The following is a 15,743-nucleotide window of genomic DNA, read 5'->3' on the forward strand; positions in this document are numbered from 1 at the left end:
GCGCTCCCGTCGACCGTGCGAAAGGAAAGTTCCGGTGAGTCCCTCGTCGGTCTTCGTCACCACATTTCTGGCTGCGGCCGTCGAGGTCATCGAGATGGTCGTCATCGTGGTCGGTGTCGGCAGCGTCCGGGGGTGGCGGTCGACTTGGCTCGGCGCCGCCGCCGGCCTGTCCGTCCTGGCCGTGCTCGTCACCGCGCTCGGCACGGCGCTGACCCTCGTCCCGATCGGCGCCCTGCGGCTCGTGGTCGGATCACTTCTGCTGGTGTTCGGCCTGCAGTGGCTTCGCAAGGGCATCAGCCGAGTCAGCGCCAACGGTCTCCGCGGCATGGGTGCTCGTTCCGCGTCCACCGAGGACATCCCCGATCACGGGGTCGACTGGACCGCGTTCGTCTTGTCGTTCAAGGGTGTGCTGCTCGAGGGCCTGGAGATCGCGCTCATCGTGGTCAGCTTCGGCGCCACCGCGCAGGCCTTCCCGACCGCGCTGCTCGGCGCGGCCGCCGCCTTTGTGATCATCGCGGGCGCCGGGGTGCTCGCCCGCGGGGCCGTGCAGCGCATTCCCCGCAGCGCCCTGCAACTCCTGGTGGGAACGCTGCTGTCGAGCTTCGGGACGTTCTGGGCGGTGCAAGGGCTCGGGGTGGCGTGGCCAGGCGGCGACCAGGCGCTCCTCGCCCTCATCGGGTGGTACGTGCTCGCTGCCGGCTGGTACATCGGGCGTCTGCGGCAGCGCTCCGGCAAGACCGTCTCCCAGTACTCGAGGTGAACCATGGCTCCTCCCCCGCTCAACCGCGCAGGTGCCCGCGGCCTGACCTGGCTCAAGGGCTTCGGAAGGTTCTGGTACCGCTTCATCATCGGCGACGACTGGACCATCGCCGCGACGGTGACGACCGCCTTGGTGCTGACCTGGCTGCTGCGGACGGTTGCCGTGCCCGCTTGGTGGTTACCGCCACTGGCCGCGGTCGCCGTGGTCGGTGTGAGCCTTCGCCGCGTCAGCTAGCGCCGGATGCCCGCAAGGCGGCACGGGCCTGGTCGATGCTCCACCGCCGATCGGGTTCCGTGGCGAGTAGACCTTCGATGACCGGACGCAGCCGACCGGCACGCCGGAACGGCGCCGGCGTGGCGTCCATGATGGCCAGAATCGTGGCGAACAGGTCGCCCTTGTCGAAGGGTGACTTTCCCTCGACAGCCGCGAACAGCGTCGCGCCGAGTGAGAACAGGTCGGATGCCGGCTCGGGCTCGGCGCCGTGGAGTTGCTCCGGCGACACATAGCCGGGGCTGCCGGCGAGACCGCCGGTCGGGGGGCCGGACTCGCCGGCCGACGTGTAGGCGATGCCGAAGTCGGTGAGTACGACCCGGCCGTCGTCGCAGAGCTGCACGTTGCCGGGTTTGACGTCGCGGTGGATGACGCCGGCCCGGTGGGTCGCCTGCAGCACGTCGAGAAGGCACAGGCCGATCGTCGTCACGTGGTCGACCGGCAGCGGCCCTTTGTCGTTGATCGTCTCGGCCAGCGTCCGCCCGGACAGCGCCTCCATGACGATCCACGGGTCACCATTCTCCTTGACCACGTCGTGGATCCGCACCGCACCGACATGGTCGACCCGGGCGGCGGCACGCGCCTCCCGCAGCGCAAGCGCACGGGCCGCCTTCCCGGACTTTTCGGACAGCGAGTCGATCGAGGTGACCTGCTTGAGCGCGACCGGGCGTTCCAGCAGCTCGTCCTCGGCGAGCCACACCGATCCCATGCCGCCGCGGCCCAGCACGGACCAGAGCCGGTAACGGCCGGCCACAAGCCGGCCGGCAGGCTCGGGCACCGAGCCGCCTGCTTGATCCGCCGCGATGGTGGCGACCGTGAGCCGGTCGCCCGGACGCGGGCGCTCCGTGCGGCGGGAGCTCCGGCCGGCTTCGTACGAGAGGGCCTTCATGCTCTATCACGATGGCGATCGGCGGGTCGCCTGTCGTCACGGCGAGCGCCCAACCTGACTACCGGCTGGCCGGTATATGCACAGGCCAGCCTCGGTGCCGAGGGAGTGTCCGGGTAGCTGCAAGGCCGCCGGCGCCGGGGCCTGGCATCCTGGGGACATGCTTCATTGCGTGATCGTCGACGATAGCTCGCTCTTCCTTGACGCTGCCCGTGACGTCCTGGAAGGCCAGGGGATCGTAGTTGTCGGAGTGGCCTCGACGGGGGCCGAGGCACTACGGCGAGTGAGGGATCTGCGACCCGACGTCACGCTGTTGGACATCGAGCTCGGCGTTGAGAGTGGCTTCGAGGTCGCCCGGGAACTCCACCGCCGCTCGAACGGGTCCACCGGGCCCGTGATCCTGATCTCCACTCATGCCAAACAGGACTACGCCGAGCTGATCGCGGCGAGCCCGGCGATCGGGTTCCTGCCCAAGGCCACCCTGTCCGCCGACGCCATCCGTGATCTGCTCGGCCGACCGGCCTGACCGGACGGGTTCAGCGGGCGTCGAGGAAAGCCACCACGGCGAGGACCCGGCGATGATCGTCATCGGTCTCGGGCAGGCTGAGCTTGGCCAGGATGCTGCGCACATGCTTCTCCACCGTGCCCTCGGTAACCCATAGCCGGCGGGCGATACCCCCGTTGGAACGCCCCTCGGCCATCTGCGCCAGCACCTCGCGCTCCCGCACGCTCAGCACCGCGAGCGGGTCGTCGCGACGGCGGGCGCCCACCAGCTCCTGGACCAGCGCCGGGTCCACCACCGAGCCGCCCTTGGCGATCCGCTCCAACGTGTCGAGAAACTCCGCTACGTCGGTGACCCTGCTCTTGAGCAGGTAGCCGATACCCCGGCCGCTCGCGAGCAGTTCCATGGCGTGCTCGACGTCGGCATGGGCGGACAGGACGAGGATGCCGGTCCCGGGGAGCTCCTGGCGGATCTGCCGGGCGGCGATCAGTCCTTCGACGGTGTGGGTCGGCGGCATCCGAATGTCGACCACCACCAGGTCCGGTCTGGTTTCGCGGACCAACGGCAGTAGCTGCTCGCCATCGCCGGCCTCCCCGACGACCGCGAAGCCCGACCGCTCGAGCAGGCTGGCCAGCCCCGCACGGAGCAGGAGGTCGTCCTCGGCCAGCACCACGCGTGTCTCACTCTTGCTTGGGCTGTCGTTGTTGGATCCCGGACCGGCCATCGGCGGCTCCATCCCACTCGTTAGCAGCATTATCGGCCAACGTCCGGCCACGCCCCGCTACCGGCTGGCGGAATCTCATTCTGCCCTGTGCTGCGCCGGACCTTCCGTCGCCAGGCCGCGGCCACGGCCACGGCCGCCAACAGCGTCGCTCCCGCACACACCACACATCCACGATCGACGGCGCGAGGCGCCTCGTCATGGCGGCCAGCGGCCGACTTCGTTACCCGGCAGCCGCTACCCGCCAACTCCGGGCAGCATCCAGAGCACCTTGGCCACTGACCTCAATGCCGCCGACCAGTGCGCACGGCAAGACTTCGCAATGTCCGGAATCACGATCCGAATCCGGAATCCATCGAAAGGGAAAGGGGATCCCGATGAGCACTGCAACAGCTGCGCCAGGGATCAAGGCTCAGGCCGGTCCGCAAAACGCGGTACCGAATCGCAAAGCGGTGGCCACTCGGAAGTACGCTGTCGAACTGATCGGGACCTTCCTGCTGGTCTTCACGGTCGTGGCCACCGCACTGGTCAGCGGCACGCTGGCTCCGCTGGCCGTCGGAGCCGTCATCATGGTCATGGTCTACGCCGGCGGGCACATCTCCGGCGGCCATTTCAACCCCGCGATCAGCCTGGCAGCGCTGGTCCGCGGCCGGCTCAAGCCGGCTGACCTGATCGGCTACTGGCTCGCCCAGGTCGTCGGTGGCGTGCTGGGCGCGCTGGTCGCCCGCTGGGTGATCCAGCCGTCCGACGTCCACGCGCAGACGCTGTCCGGCCATGCCACGGCCGCGGCTTTCGTCGCCGAACTGGTGTTCACCTTCGCGCTCTGCTACGTCGTGGTCAACGTCGCCACCAGCCGCGACCACCCGGTCAACTCCTTCTACGGCCTGGCCATCGGCTTCACCGTCGTGGCCGGCGCCGTCGCCGTCGGCGGCGTCTCCGGGGCGGTGTTCAACCCGGCGGTCGCCCTCGGCGTTGACACCGCAGGCATTTTCGCCTGGTCCACTCTCTGGGTGTACCTGGTGGCCCAGTTGCTCGGCGGTGTCGTCGCAGGACTCGCCTTCCGGGCGCTGAACCCTGCCGACAAGTGATCCGGTTCGTCGATCCGGCGGGTTCCACCAGACGCGGCCGGGCGCACCCGTCGCCGGCGACGGGTGTGCCCGGCCGCACGGTCTCCGCGGCCGGCAGGCGCGCCCGGATACCTGCTGGTGGGTAGCGAAGTGAGGTGCTGGCCGGGACGACACCGGGCCGGCCACGGGCGAACCTGCGAGGGACGCCCGGGATGTGCAGCCCGAGCGAGAGCGCCTGCATCTGCCGGGCCTCGAACAGATACTCCCGGTCAACCTGTACTAACGGGGCGTCAGCGAGGACGGCGAGGCTGTTGTTGACTGCGGCGTGGAGCATGGCGATGAACCCATCTCAGCGGCGACGACCGGCAAGAAAACCCGCGCGCGTTTGACCACAAGAGACACACGATACGCTCGATGCCGCCCGCCGGCGTGCCATCGCATCCGTCCTTACTAGACACTGCTTTGCAGGCTACGGCTATCGCGGGGTTCCTCCGGTCCGGCTCCAGGGCTACGCTGGCTGGCGGACATCGTCGACGCCGACAAGACGGCGCCACACGCTCGAGAGTTCACGCAGAAGCGGCCTCGCAGCGAGCAGGAAGACGATCAAGCCGGCGGCACGGATGCCGCCCGGCCGCCTCATCCTTGCCGCCTCGCCGCACCCATGGCACTCGCAAGGAGGAACGATGGCATCGCCACCTCACGAGAGGCAGGACGACGCGGAGCAGCGGATGCTCGGCGCGGTACCGGGTGTGCCCGCGCTCGGGCGTGGTCCCACTCCACAGGGTGACCATTCGCGCCATGAGTACCACCATCCCGCCGCGGGATGGGGCGCCGCCCGCAGCGTCGGAGAGGTGCTCAAGCGGGCCGGGGAACCGCTGGAGGGCTTTCGTGCGCTCTTGGTGATGAACCATGAGGACGGCGGCTTCGACTGTCCGGGGTGTGCGTGGCCGGACGACCCGACCGGGCTACGCCTCGACATCTGCGAGAACGGCGTCAAGCACGCCACCTGGGAGCTCGCCCCGGCGAAGGCCGACCGGGAGTTCTTCGCCACCCACACGGTCAGCGAGCTGGCCGGGTGGAGCGACCACGACCTCGAGGCGGTGGGGCGGCTCGCGGAACCGATGAGCTACGACCCGGCGAGCGACAAGTACGTGCCGATCTCTTGGGAGAACGCATTCGCGCTGGTCGGCGGCATGCTGCGGGAGCTGGACAGTCCGGATCAGGCCTCGTTCTACACTTCCGGGCGGCTCAGCAACGAGGCCACCTTCCTCTACCAGCTGTGGGTGCGCGAGTTCGGGACGAACAATCTCCCGGACTGCTCGAACATGTGCCACGAGGCGAGCGGCCGGGCGTTGACGGCGGCGATCGGGACCGGTAAGGGCACCGTCGATCTGCAGGACTGGGAGGACGCGGACGCGATCTGGCTGATGGCCGACAACGCGGCGACGAACGCGCCGCGGATGCTCACCTGGCTCGCCGAGGCGGACCGGCGCGGCGCGCAGCTCGTCCACATCAATCCGCTGATCGAGGCGGCCTCGCGGCGCACGATCGTCCCGCACGAATTCGTCGACATGGCGACCTTCCACACGACCGGGACCGGCACCATGAACGTCCAGGTCCGGATCGGGGGCGACCTGGCGCTGCTACGTGGCGTCGCCAAGGCCGTCTTCGAGGCGGCCGAGAAGGATCCGGACGTTCTCGATCGGGAGTTCATCGCGGGCCACACGCACGGCATCGACGAATACCGCGCACAGGTCGAGACCACCTCCTGGGACGACCTGGTCCGCGACGCCGGCGTGGACGAGCCCGGAATCCGCAGGCTCGCCGACTCGTACATGGCGTCGAAGCGGGTGATCATCGCCTGGTGCCTCGGCCTCACGCAGCACGAGCACGGCGTCGACACGGTGCGTGAGATCGTCAACCTGCTGCTGCTCCGCGGCAACATCGGCCGCGAAGGGGCGGGGCCGTGCCCGATCCGCGGGCACAGCAACGTCCAGGGCAACCGCACCTGCGGCATCAACCACCGTCCGGACAAGGCGTTTCTCGATCGGCTTGCCGGGGTGTACGGGTTCGAACCGCCACGCGCACACGGGCTGGGCACCGTGGACACGATCGAGGCGATGCAGCGTGGCGACGTCCGGGTGTTCGTCGCGCTGGGCGGCAACTTCGCGCTGGCCAGCCCCGATCTCGCGTACACCTTCGAGGCGCTGCGGAGGTGTGAGCTGACCGCGCAGGTGAGCACCAAACTCAACCGCAGCCACATCGTCCACGGCAAGCGAGCGTTGATCCTCCCCTGCTTGAGCCGCACCGACCGGGACCACCAGGCGAGCGGGGCGCAGGGGGTCACGGTGGAGGATGCGATGTCGATGGTCCACCTGTCCTACGGGATGAAGGAGCCCGGCTCGCCGCAGCTTCGCTCCGAGTGCGCGATTCTCACCGAAATGGCCCAGGCCACGCTTCCGGAGAGCAGAATCCCCTGGCGTGCCTACGCCGAGGACTACGATCGCATCCGCGATGCGATGGCACAGGTGCTGCCGGGGTTCGAGGACTTCAACACACGCGTCCGCCGCCCGCACGGCTTCCGCATCCATCAACCGGCACGGGAGCGAGTCTTCGCCACCGCCTCCGGTCGCGCCGAGTTCTCATCGCCGCCGCTGCCGGACGACGTCGATCCGGGCGAGGGCCGCCTCGTGCTGGCCACGGTCCGCTCGCACGACCAGTTCAACACCACCATCTACTCCAACGACGACCGCTACCGCGGCCTGAAGGGCCTGCGCACCGTCATCTTCATGAACGAGAACGACATGCGCGACCGCGGCCTCGAGGAGTTCGGCCTCGTCGACGTCACGAGCTTCTCGAAGGACGGGACGACGCGGACGGTGCACGGCTACCGAGCTGTCCGTTACGAGATTCCGCCCGGCTGCGCGGCCGGCTACATGCCGGAGCTGAACGTTCTTTGCGGAATCGCCGACGTCAGTACGCAGAGCGAGCAGCCGGTGACGAAGCATCTCGTCGTGACGGTGACGCCCAGTCGATAGATTCGGCTGACGGCTCCCGAGTTTTCCGGCTAGCCGGTAGCCCGTTTGCCTGCCTGCCGGGACGACGGGACGGCCGCGGACCGGGATCGTATCGCCTAGACCTGACGCAGATCGAAGGAGTCGCGCGACATGTCAGAGGCGAGGATTCTGCACGCCGGGATGGCCGGCACGAGTGACGTGGGTGGCGATCTGACGGTCAACCGTCTGGGATTCGGCGCCATGCGTCTCACCGGGGGCGGCATCTGGGGCCCGCCCGCCGACCGGGACGAAGCGAAGGCGGTGCTACGCCGGGCCATCGAGCTCGGCGTGTCCTTCATCGACACCGCCGACTCCTACGGGCCGCACGTCAGCGAGGAGCTCATCAGCGAGACGCTGCACCCGTACCCTGATGATCTGGTGATCGCGACCAAGGGCGGCCTGGACCGCACCGGGCCTGGACAATGGCCGGTCAACGGCCGGCCTGAGCATCTGGTGGAGGCCTGCGAGGGCAGCCTGCGGCGGCTCCGGCTCGACCAGATCCCGCTCTACCAGTTCCACCGGCCCGATCCGTCGGTGCCGCTGGAGGACTCCGTCGGCGCCCTCGTCAACCTCAAGGAGCAGGGCAAGATCCGGCACATCGGGTTGTCGAACGTGACAGAGGAACAGCTCCGGCGCGCGCAGCGGCTCACCCCGATCGTGTCGATCCAGAACCGGTACAACCTCAACGACCGCCGGTCCGAGTCACTGGTCGACCTGTGCGAGCAGGAGCAGATGGTCTTCCTGCCCTGGGCGCCGCTCCAGGATCTTGACGGCAGCCCGGCCGTGACGCGACTGGCCCGCCGTCACCACGCCACTCCCCGGCAGATCGTCCTCGCCTGGCTACTGGCCCGGTCCCCGCAGATGCTGCCCATCCCGGGCACCGCCTCGGTGTCGCACCTGGACGACAACATCGCCGCCGCCGCGATCCCGCTCGCCGCCGCCGAGATCGCCTCCCTGAACGGCGAAGGCGACTGAGAGCGGTGTCCGGACACACGGGTGGCAATGTGCGAACGACAGAAGATCCCCAACGCCGGCCCTCCGAGCAGGCTTCCACAGCGGACTGCTGCTGCCGTTGGGCCGACTGCCATGACGCGTTGGCGGCGCTGGCCACGACCGCCGCCCCGATCGTCCGGGCCGCGCTGCGCGACCGGCTCGTCGAAGTTCACCTCGGTCTGGCCTACAGCCTCGCGGCTCGGTACCGCTCACGCGGACCGGGCACGGAGGATATCCGTCAGGTCGCCGCGCTCGCTCTGGTGGAGGCGGTCGACCGGTTCGATCCCGGCCGGGGAACGCCGTTCTGGAGGTTCGCGGCGCCCACCATCGCGGGAACGATCAAACGTCACTTCCGTGACCACAGCTGGATGCTGCACCCGCCGCGGCCCGTGAAGGACCTGCGTACGCGAATCCGGGCGGCGACTGACCAACTCGCGCAGCACCTGCAACGCGTACCCACCGCCGCGGACCTCGCCGACCACCTCTCCTGCTCGCCGGACGAGGTCGGCGAGGCCATTCGTGCCGGGGAGGCCGCCTGGCCACTGTCGCTCGACGTCCCCCTGCGGTCTGCCGACGGCACCACCGTGGCGGCCGGGCTCGGCAGCCCGGACAGGGCATACACGCACGTGGAGAATGTGGAGACATTGCGCCCGTTGCTGGCCGCCCTGCCCGAGCGCACACAACGGGTGCTGGCGATGCGATTCGGTGACGGTCTGACCCAGACGGAGATCGCCAACCGGGTCGGCTGCTCCCAGATGCACGTCTGGCGCATCCTGAACAAGGCGATCGGGCAGCTCCGCCGTGGGTTGGACGACCGGCCGGCGGCTCGGACGGTCAGCACCGGATTCCGCGCGCTGCCACTTCGGCCCACAGCCGGGAGACAGCGGTGACGTGGCCGGACCCGCCGGGCGAATCTCCGTCGCCGCAACCGGATCGGCCGGATCGTCGCCGCGCGCTCGACGTCCTATGTCCGCACCAACCGCCCTGTCCAGCGGTGGACCAACCCGCGCCCGTACCGGTCTGAAGCCTGGCCGGTCGGGCCCGACGGCTCGGTCCCGGCCAAATCGATCTGCGTGGACGACATGGAGATTCCCTTCGCCAGGGATCGAAGAGGTGCTCTGGCCGGCGACCGCGCCGCCCTTATGCCGTGGCCTGGGCCGATGGCGACTGCCCGGTCACAGGGTACGCCGGGGGCGCCATCGGCATGTCGATCTCGACGGAGTCGCCGGTGCTGAACGTGAAGCGCACCGACAATGTCTCGCCGTAGGGCAGCGCGGCCGCGATGTCCTCGGCCGCCAGGTACGGTCCGGACTCCGGCACCAGCAGCAGATAGCCCTGCGGCGGGATCACCAGTGGCGTATTGCCTCCGCTACCGGCGCCGGTACCTGACTGTCGAAGTCCGACCTTCCGCGGCCGGACGGTCATCGCTCCACCTGAGCCTCGTGTGACCTGGCTGACCTTGACGGCCTGGTTCGCCGAGCTGAACAGCCGGACCACCATCGGCACGTCGCTGCCCGCCGGATAGCCTCCCTCGCGGAACGGAACGAGCAGGTCGCGAAGGGCTATCGGTCCGGCCTGGGCGTTCACACCGGGGATCGCGGCCACCTCACGACTTGTCTCGGCGTTCTTGTCCGCATCGCAGGCCGACATCAGCAGCAGGGTCACCGCTGCGATACCCATCGTCCGCTGCCACATCGGACTCACCTCATTCCCGCTGAATGGTGGGCCGTCACCGAACGACCCATCCCGTCTGGACCGGATCGAGGAACGCCTGCCTTGTCATGTCCTGCTCCCTTGGTGGCTGTGTTCTGGCGACCAAGTCCGGCGTCCGGTTCAACAACTCAGCGCCGCCGTCCCGGAGGACCTGGTGAGCGAGCCGGCGGCCGAGCGCGTCGCCGCCGGCATCGGTTGCCTGCGCGCGGACCACGGATGAGCCGTCCGGTGCGGCGATGACTCCGGACAGGCGCACCGACGGTTCGGCACCAGGCCGGAGGATCAGTTCGGCCAAGGCGCCGACCGGCGCGCTGCAGCCGGCTTCGAGCGCGGCCAGGAAGCCGCGTTCGGTGGTGGCCACAGCCCGGGTGGGTGCATGGTCGAGGCCGCTGAGCTGGGCCGTCGTCGCCTGGTCGTCGGTGCGGCACTCGACGGCCAGCACCCCCTGCGCCGGGGCGGGCATGAGCAGCGACGGGTCGAGGGGCGAGGCGACCACGTCGAGCAGGCCCAGCCGCGACAGCCCGGCCATCGCCAGGACCACAGCGTCGACGTCGCCGTTGGCGATTTTGCGGAGCCGGGTGCCGACGTTGCCCCGCAGCGGCACGATCTGCAGATGACGTCCGGCGGCGCGCAGCAGTGCGGCCCGGCGGGGTGACCCGGTGCCGATGCGTGCCCCGTCCGGCAACTCGTCGATGCTGGTCCCGCCCGGCCAGATCAGCGCGTCGCGCGGATCCGCCCGAGCCGGGTACGCCGCCACCCGCAGTCCCGGTACCGGCGCGGTGGGCAGGTCCTTGCAGGAGTGCACGACCGCGTCGACATGGCCGCGCAGTAACGCCTCGCGCAGCGTGCTGGTGAACACCCCGGTCGTCCCGAGCCGCTCGATCGGAGCGGCCGAGTCATCGCCCGGCGTCGCGATCGGCACCAAGACGGCCGACCGGCCGCACTGTTCGCCCAGCTGCCGGGCCACCCAGCCTGCCTGGGCCAGTGCGAGCGGGCTCCCCCGGGTTCCCATTCGCACAGGACGGCTCGCCGGGACGATCGCCCGCGCGGTGAATTCGGTCATGTCGTCACCCACCCGCACTGAGGTCGAAGAGGGGCGCGGCCGCGGCTCGGCCCGCGTCCCGACGATCAGCTCGCGAAGGCGAGTGGTCGCGGGTCGGGCGTCGGGGCGGCCGGCATCGTCGGATACACGCTGCGGATCGTCGCCAGCGCCCAGCTCATCCTGGCGACCGCGGTGTCCGGATGGTCGCCGAACTCGCAGGCCATCTGTGCGGCACAGCCACGGACTCCGAGCCGCGTCAGCGTCATCGCGACGGCGCGCCGGACCAGGTCGGGCGACGCCGGCCCGGAGGACTGCAGGGTCGACGCGAACAGCGCCTCGGCCCGGATCGTCTCGAATGTGGTAGGCCACTCACGTTCGGGAAGCAACGTCTTCGTAACCCGAAGTTCCACCATCGTTCTTCCCTCGCTTCCTACTGTGCGGCGTACGGGGTGGTGCCGCTTGCCGTTCAGCTTCGTCGCCGGATCCGATTACGTCTGCGCGGCCAACCCCCAACTCGACTACCGGCCAGCAGCAGTCGGCGGACTCCCGTCAGCACGACGGGCGACCGCTGCCGCTCCCTACGCGGCCTCGATCGGGCCGCCCCTGCACACCGTGCGGCTCGCTACCAGCTCTGTTCTTCCAGCGGAATCTCGATCAGCAGCGTGGTCCCCTTGTCGGCGGGGCTGGTCATCTCGAGCGTGCCGCCGAGCGCCTCGATCCGGTCGCTGAGCCCGACCAGACCGGATCCGTGGGCGGCATCGGCTCCGCCGATCCCGTCGTCGTGGATCACCAACCTCAGGATCGCGTCGCGGGTATCGAGCTCGACGGTCACGACAGACGCATGCGCGTGCTTGGCGGCGTTCGTCAAGCCTTCGGACACCACGTAATACACCGCAACCTCGACCGGCTCCGGCAGCCGCCGCTCGACGTGCAGGTCGAGCTCGACCGGCACTGCCGAACGCCGGCGCAGGGCACGAAGCGCCGGGCCCAGGCCCCCCTCGGACAGGATGGCCGGGTGAATGCCGTGGGAGATCTCCCGCAGCTCGTCGAACACGCTCGCCAGTTCCCCGGCCACGCGGGACAAGACCCCCTGGACCTCACCGAGCTGCGGTGGCACCGTCGGCTGCGCCGCGCGCACCTCCAGCCCGAGCGAGACCAGCCGCTGCTGGATGCCATCATGCAGATCACGCTCGATCCGCCGGCGGGTCTCATCAGCAGCCGCGACGATCCTCGCCCGCGAGGCCACCAGCTCGGCGCGGCTGTGCGCGTTCGCGATCGCCGTCGCCACCAGTTCGGTGAAGCCCGTAAGACGCGATTCGGTGTCCGGAGGGAGTGGCTGGTGCACTTGCGTCGAGTGGACGTACAGGGTGCCCCACAACCGTCCCTCCACGACGATAGGGCTGCCCACCGAGGCGCGGATCCCCAGCTCGTCTCGAACAAACGCGGCGATGTGCCCGGGAACGCCGTGGTAGTCGTCGATCCGGACCGGCCGGCCCGTCTTCCAGATCGCCGACGCCAGATCGCCCCCTTCCAGCGGCCACGGACCGGGGACCAGGGGGTGATCGCCTTCGTCGGCCCAGGCGGCCAGCACAGTCAGCGTGTCATCGCTGTCGTAACGGGCCATTCCAGCGAGGTGCGCGCCGAGCAGCCGACCCACCTCCGCGGTGACCGCCGCGAACATCTCCTCCGGCGGGAGCACGCGTGCGACCAGCGTCGCGACCCGCCTCAGGGCCGCCTGCTCCCCCGCGAGACGGGCCAGCTCCGCCTCCGCCAGGTGACGATCCGTCACGTCGCGCGCCACTCCGTACGTGACTCTGTCTTCGACGAAAGGCGTGGATGTCCACTCGAGCACCCGGACCGAGCCGTCCTTGCGCAGGTATCGATTCTCGAACGATCGCCTCGCCTCGCCCTGACCGACCGCGGCCGCCTCCGCCGCCGTCCGCTCGCGATCGTCCGGGTGAACGAATTCGAGGTATGGCCGGGCGAGGAACTCGTCCTCGGTGTAGCCGAGAATCCGCCTGATGGCGGGATTGACGCGCGTGAAATAGCCGTGGAGGTTGGCGACCGTGATCAGGTCGGAGGAGAGCATGAAGATGCGATCGAGCTCCTCCTGCGCCCGGGCTCGCCGGGCCCCGCTCACGCTGAGCGCCGCCGCGAGGGTGGCCAGGACGAGCCCGGCGGCGAGGACGATCCACGGCAGCGCCGTCGCGGCGCCGTCGGCCGACTTCAACGGCACGACGACGTCGAATCGCTGTCCCGCCTCGGTGAACGACTTGCGGACGTGCGATCCACCCTGAGGACCTCCGGTCGCAGCTCCGTCGACGGACAGCCGCACGGTGTCCGTGTCCGCAGCCGCGGCACGCAGCGACTCGCCCGGCACGAAGACCACCGCGAACCCCGGTTCGACGACTCCCCCACGCTGAGCCAAGCTGACCAGAAAGAGACCATTCGTCCCGTCTGGGAGGGTCACCAACGGTGTGGCGCTCGGCTGATGAAGCGCGCGCGCACGAAGGAGCGCCCCGGAGATCCCGGGATCACCGCCGAGATCAAGTCCTTGCACGGTGATCGGTGCGATCCCCGAGACGAGCGACGCCGGCAGATAGGATGACCGCGATCCGGCTGCCACGATCCTGCGGCGCTGGTCACGCGTCACGATGGGATGGCCGCGCCGTTGCTCGTACGCCGCGCGGTCCGCCGCCCGGACCTCCTCCACCCACCCGGCGGCGGGAAAGCCCGCCGGGCTGAGCCATCTCGACGCGTTGCCGGCGAAGTCCTCGTTGGTGACACCGGCCTCGCCCACGCTCGCGATGTAGCGCCCGAGACTCGCGGTGAGGGACGCCGCGTCCACCACACGTCCCTGGATCTGGGCGGCCGCAACCTCGGCCCGGTGCTCGGACTCGCGTCGCGCGTCGCGCTCGCCGAGCAGGCCGGCCGCCGCGAAACCGGCAAGGGTCAGCCCCAGGGCCAGCGCGACCGGTGCGATGCGCCGCGGCGGGATACGCCAACCCCTCGGAGCCATCGGACCAGTCTGCCCCGTGGTTCGCACGGGGGAAAGGACAGTTTGGAACGCCGGACGAGGTGGGCTAGCGTCGCCTGATGACGAACGGGCTGTCCCGTCGGTCGCTCCTGAGGTCCGCCGCGGCGGGGATCTTGGCGGCGCCGGTCACAGCATCGTTCACCGGCTGCGGCCAGAGCGCGCGACGCGCTGACCAACTGGTGGTCGCGGCCGCGACCACCCCGCCGAGCCTCGACTGGGAGCTCGTTTTCGGCAAAGAGGTGTACGACCACGTCTTCAACTTGAACGATCGTCTGACCAGCTGGAAGCAGGTCCCGGCGCCCGACGAGCCGGGCGGGTTCGACCTTGCATGGCAAGCCGGAAACTTCGAGGAGATCACCGAGCCGCGCATGGCCGAGGGTTGGGAGGTCACCAACGGGGGGCGGACCTACACCTTCTCGCTGCGCAAGGGCTGGCCGAGTCATGCGGGGAACGAGTTCACCGCCGCAGACGTGAAGTGGACGTTCGACCGGAGCTTCGCGCTTCACGGCATCACGAGCTTCTACAACGAGCTGGCCAAGATCGAGCGGCCGGAGGACGTGACCGTGCTGGACCGGCACACGGTCCGCATCGAGTTGGCGGAGCCCGGGCCGGACCTGCTGCTCACGATGAGCGAGTTCTGGCGGGCGATCGTCGACTCCAAGCTGGCCCGAAGCCATGCCACCGCCGCCGATCCCTGGGCGAAGGACTGGATGAAGAATCATGACGTCGGCTTCGGTCCATACCGGATGGTCGAGCTCAGCCCCGGCCGGCAGGTCGTGTGGCAGGCCCACAAGGAGCATCCCTTCCCGCCCGTGCTCGACCAGATAACGTTCCGGCAGGCGACCGAGTCGTCCACCAGGCTCGCCATGCTGACGAGCGGAGAAGCGCAGGTCGCGCAGTACCTGCTGCCCGCAGACATGCAACGGGTGCGGGAACGCGATGAGCTGCGCCTGTGGAATTTTCAAGGTTACGTGATCCACTCGTGCCCGATGAATGTGAAGTACCCGCCGCTCGACGACGTCCGCGTCCGGCGAGCTCTGTCGTACGCGACGCCGTATGAGCAGCTCATCGAGAAGGTGTACCTCGGCTTCGCCGGGCCGGCGCACGGCCCCCTCTCGGACCACGCCGCCGGATTCGACCCGAACCAGAGCCCGTTCAACTACGACCCGGAACGTGCCCGCGAGCTGCTGCGCGAGGCCGGCCACCCGAACGGGTTCAGGACCACGCTCGCGTACAGCACCGCGGAGCCGTTCGGAGAGCCTGTGGGCGCACAACTGCGGAGCGCCTTTGCCGAGGTCGGCGTGACGCTCGACCTCGAGGCGATCCCAGCGTCGACGTACACGGACGCGCTCTTCCGCGGCGAGCGGCCGATGTTCTTCCAGAGCTTCGGGGCTGATTCGCCGGACCCGGCCTATGCCCTGGGGGTCTTCTACCAGTCCGGCAGCTCCAACAACTGGAGCAGGTATCGGAGCGCCGGCGCCGACGCCTGCCTGGCCGATGCGGGGCGGCCCCAACTCACGTGGGGCCACCGGGTCCAGGAGCACAAGCGGTGCGTGGAAATCGTCGCGAACGACGCCCCCTGGCTCTGGATCGCCCAGCCCGGCTTCCAGGTGAGCACGCGTCGCGAGGTGACCGGGATCAACTGGTACGCCGGCGAGGCAGTCGACTGGTCCAAAGTAGGCTATTCCAGTTGATC

14 protein-coding genes are annotated in these 15,743 nt (G+C 69.5%); 8 read left to right on the plus strand and 6 right to left on the minus strand.

The annotated features are described in order from the left end of the window. Positions 1-34: 34 nt before the first annotated feature. Complete coding sequence (locus tag ACZ6TI_RS42680; RefSeq protein WP_465350991.1) at positions 35-760, plus strand: hypothetical protein; 726 nt, start codon at positions 35-37, stop codon at positions 758-760. A 3-nt stretch (positions 761-763) separates the two neighbouring features. Then, complete coding sequence (locus ACZ6TI_RS42685; RefSeq protein WP_465350992.1) at positions 764-994, plus strand: hypothetical protein; 231 nt, start codon at positions 764-766, stop codon at positions 992-994. Here the strand turns inward: ACZ6TI_RS42685 and ACZ6TI_RS42690 are convergent. Continuing rightward, positions 987-1,919, minus strand: a complete 933-nt coding sequence (locus tag ACZ6TI_RS42690; RefSeq protein ID WP_465350993.1) for a serine/threonine-protein kinase — start codon at positions 1,917-1,919, stop codon at positions 987-989. The genes ACZ6TI_RS42685 and ACZ6TI_RS42690 overlap by 8 nt on opposite strands. A gap of 169 nt (positions 1,920-2,088) precedes the next feature. Here ACZ6TI_RS42690 and ACZ6TI_RS42695 point away from each other — a divergent pair, with 169 nt between their 5' ends. Then, positions 2,089-2,442, plus strand: coding sequence for a response regulator (locus ACZ6TI_RS42695; protein ID WP_465350994.1), 354 nt, complete (start codon positions 2,089-2,091; stop codon positions 2,440-2,442). 10 nt (positions 2,443-2,452) lie between these two features. Here ACZ6TI_RS42695 and ACZ6TI_RS42700 read toward each other — a convergent pair whose 3' ends face one another. Next, on the minus strand, positions 2,453-3,142 hold the full coding sequence (locus ACZ6TI_RS42700) for a response regulator transcription factor (protein WP_465350995.1): 690 nt from the start codon (positions 3,140-3,142) through the stop codon (positions 2,453-2,455). 449 nt (positions 3,143-3,591) lie between these two features. Between ACZ6TI_RS42700 and ACZ6TI_RS42705 the strand changes: the two genes are divergently transcribed. From ACZ6TI_RS42705 to ACZ6TI_RS42720, 4 genes are all read left to right on the plus strand, one after another. Beyond that, entirely contained in the window at positions 3,592-4,227 is a 636-nt protein-coding gene (locus ACZ6TI_RS42705) for an MIP/aquaporin family protein (RefSeq protein ID WP_465350996.1), read from the plus strand. Between the two features lie 662 nt (positions 4,228-4,889). Beyond that, positions 4,890-7,244 (plus strand): FdhF/YdeP family oxidoreductase, encoded by a 2,355-nt coding sequence (locus ACZ6TI_RS42710; protein ID WP_465350997.1) that lies wholly within the window; start codon positions 4,890-4,892, stop codon positions 7,242-7,244. Positions 7,245-7,373: 129 nt separating this feature from the next. Continuing rightward, positions 7,374-8,237: an aldo/keto reductase gene (locus ACZ6TI_RS42715; protein WP_465350998.1), complete on the plus strand. Its 864-nt coding sequence runs from the start codon at positions 7,374-7,376 to the stop codon at positions 8,235-8,237. Between the two features lie 119 nt (positions 8,238-8,356). Next, positions 8,357-9,145: a sigma-70 family RNA polymerase sigma factor gene (locus ACZ6TI_RS42720; RefSeq protein ID WP_465350999.1), complete on the plus strand. Its 789-nt coding sequence runs from the start codon at positions 8,357-8,359 to the stop codon at positions 9,143-9,145. Positions 9,146-9,395: 250 nt separating this feature from the next. On the opposite strand, the gene ACZ6TI_RS42725 is transcribed toward ACZ6TI_RS42720, so the two are convergent. The 4 genes from ACZ6TI_RS42725 to ACZ6TI_RS42740 form a co-directional block, all read right to left on the minus strand. Then, positions 9,396-9,950 (minus strand): hypothetical protein, encoded by a 555-nt coding sequence (locus tag ACZ6TI_RS42725; protein WP_465351000.1) that lies wholly within the window; start codon positions 9,948-9,950, stop codon positions 9,396-9,398. Positions 9,951-9,984: 34 nt separating this feature from the next. Beyond that, the gene (gene hemC, locus ACZ6TI_RS42730) at positions 9,985-11,031 is read right to left on the minus strand and encodes a hydroxymethylbilane synthase (RefSeq protein WP_465351001.1); all 1,047 of its coding nucleotides are present in this window, start codon (positions 11,029-11,031) and stop codon (positions 9,985-9,987) included. A gap of 65 nt (positions 11,032-11,096) precedes the next feature. Then, entirely contained in the window at positions 11,097-11,423 is a 327-nt protein-coding gene (locus tag ACZ6TI_RS42735; protein WP_465351002.1) for a hypothetical protein, read from the minus strand. Positions 11,424-11,632: 209 nt separating this feature from the next. Beyond that, entirely contained in the window at positions 11,633-14,029 is a 2,397-nt protein-coding gene (locus ACZ6TI_RS42740) for a PAS domain S-box protein (RefSeq protein WP_465351003.1), read from the minus strand. Positions 14,030-14,106: 77 nt separating this feature from the next. Between ACZ6TI_RS42740 and ACZ6TI_RS42745 the strand changes: the two genes are divergently transcribed. Continuing rightward, positions 14,107-15,741, plus strand: a complete 1,635-nt coding sequence (locus tag ACZ6TI_RS42745; RefSeq protein ID WP_465351004.1) for an ABC transporter substrate-binding protein — start codon at positions 14,107-14,109, stop codon at positions 15,739-15,741. Positions 15,742-15,743 lie beyond the last annotated feature (2 nt).

Source organism: Actinoplanes sp. NPDC051388 (assembly GCF_055586225.1).